Origin of the sequence: Methanosarcina spelaei, from assembly GCF_002287235.1 — an archaeon.
In the GTDB taxonomy this organism is placed as follows: domain Archaea; phylum Halobacteriota; class Methanosarcinia; order Methanosarcinales; family Methanosarcinaceae; genus Methanosarcina; species Methanosarcina spelaei.
This window is the reverse complement of record NZ_LMVP01000350.1, coordinates 1-760: the sequence shown is the minus strand read 5'-3', so window position 1 is coordinate 760 and position 760 is coordinate 1. Positions and strand designations below refer to the sequence as shown.

The following is a 760-nucleotide window of genomic DNA, read 5'->3' as shown; positions in this document are numbered from 1 at the left end:
CATATTATAATAAGGGAAAATGGAAAAACTATTATATTTTTTATGCGGTTGAAAATCCCTTAAATTTGAAGAGGATACCTTTTTTCTTCTTACTGATATTTAAGTTTCTTTTTCATATATTACTTTTTGAAAGGCTGCCAGACGAGCAGACAGTGGTATCATATAAACAAAATTGCAAATATGGTTTCGTAGACCAGAATTCTTCGTTTTTTGCGATTATAAAGTGGATTTAGTTTTCTTCTGCCTTTAATACTTTTCAATTACTTTTTTCCACTTTCAATTACTTTTTTTCCACTTTCTCCTCTTTTAGCATATTTTTTGCGATCATGAAGACCACGAATGCAATAATAATAAATTTTGTTACTATTCAGGTAGCCTTTTTAGGGCTACACAATTTTTCCTCTTTTCGAGGAAAAATTGGATTTACAATGAGTTATTTCTATCTTTGATGAAACGTGAAGAGATTCTTGCTCTGTGTACTTCAAACCCTGAAGTTATTGCAACTTACATTGAGAGTCTTGAATCTCAAATAAAACAGCTTAGTGAAAAATTGCAAGTTTTAGAATCTCGCTTAAATCAAAATAGCAGAAACAGCAGTAAACCTCCTTCTACTGATTTTTTTGTCAAAGGAAAACCTAATCCCAAGAGTCTCCGTAAAAAGAGCGAAAAGAACCCTGGAGGTCAAGAAGGTCATCCAGGAACAACTCTTAAAATGGTTGATAATCCTGATTAGGTAATAGAGCATTCTTTGAACTGCTGC

Annotated in this window: 1 pseudogene; it reads left to right on the top strand. The window is 32.4% G+C overall.

The features are described 5' to 3' along the window. Positions 1 to 445 precede the first annotated feature (445 nt). Positions 446 to 730: pseudogene (locus ASJ81_RS14485) on the top strand (DUF6444 domain-containing protein); the annotation flags it as partial. Between the last annotated feature and the right edge of the window lie 30 nt (positions 731 to 760).